The sequence below is a fragment of the Peribacillus sp. NPDC060253 genome (assembly GCF_042727425.1).
Taxonomy (GTDB): domain Bacteria; phylum Bacillota; class Bacilli; order Bacillales; family DSM-1321; genus Peribacillus.
Genome location: NZ_JBHXAS010000284.1, coordinates 1 through 1,130, shown reverse-complemented (window position 1 = coordinate 1,130; position 1,130 = coordinate 1). Strand labels below are relative to the sequence as shown.

The following is a 1,130-nucleotide window of genomic DNA, read 5'->3' as shown; positions in this document are numbered from 1 at the left end:
ATTATATATATATCATTATACCTAAAATATTATGATAAACTGTCTTTTCATTTGACCAAATATTAATATTTCTTGTGGAACTAACCTGCCCCGTTAGTTCATTAAGGGTAGTTTTTCACTTGAATATGAATGTATGATAATTGTAAGAATCATACATTCAAAAGGCCGCCGATTGGAAAATCGGAAGCCTTCTTCTTTACTTGAAAATGAACTAGTTCACAGTTAATTAGGTTGAATTTCCTCGGCAGTAAAGACAACAGTAATTCAACAAACATACAATCTATGGCAATTATCGCACGATCTACGGATATGGGGCCATATCGTGCAGAAGATAAAAAATATGGAGCTAGATTGTATACTGCTTGGGTTAAATTAAAAAGTGCAGGGGTCACTGTTGCTACCTTAAAATTAAGTAGTCATTATTCTGTTGGTGATTATGGGTTGAAAATGAGATATGCTGATGTAGCAGGAACAAATGGTACTGTTTGGTCAGCTGTAGATGCTTCATGTGAAGTTACTGATTCAAAAGCTGAAAAAGTAGGTTGTTATGATATGAATGCTGTAGGAACTTATAAATTAAATGGTAAACTTAATCATGGCTATATAGTTCTTATTAGTTATATCAAACTTACTTCTTTAAATAAAACTAGTAAAGTTGCTCGTGTTTATCAAAAATACACATAAAGAGATTAAAATTTTTAATGGGGTTGAATTAAAATGAATGTATCGTCTTCTTATTTTATATTTGGTTTAATAAACATGATTTTAATGGTTGGAGCTATACCAGCTATCATATACGCTTTATATTTATTACGTAAAATTTCAAAAAAATAAAGAAAAAAAGGAAGAGTAACTTTTGTAGTTCCTCTTCCTTTTTTGTGTCTTTGTTTCTTCAGCCTGGACTTTTCGGGATTGCTTGTTTAGAAAACAAATAAGGTAAACGTTTATGTAAAACAAACTCATCCCTTGGTGTTTTATGTATGATAATACAAAGAATCGCACGTTCAAAAGGCTGTCATTTGACGGCCTTCTTAATGAACTAAACCAGCTAATAGGATGTCAATATCTTTCTCTGAAATTTTCATTTCCCTTATGATATACTATTTTTGTTCATGACAAATAGCCCTCCA

Annotated in this window: 1 protein-coding gene; it reads left to right on the top strand. The window is 31.2% G+C overall.

Annotated elements, in window-relative coordinates; genetic code table 11:
* Window positions 1-282 precede the first annotated feature (282 nt).
* Complete coding sequence (locus tag ACFWE9_RS27040) at window positions 283-684, top strand: hypothetical protein (protein WP_377359685.1); 402 nt, start codon at window positions 283-285, stop codon at window positions 682-684.
* Window positions 685-1,130: the final 446 nt, after the last annotated feature.

Bases quoted from the DNA above. Each gene is read 5' to 3' on its own strand.
- ACFWE9_RS27040 (WP_377359685.1), top strand. From the start codon at position 283: ATGGCAATTATCGCACGATCTACGGATATGGGGCCATATCGTGCAGAA.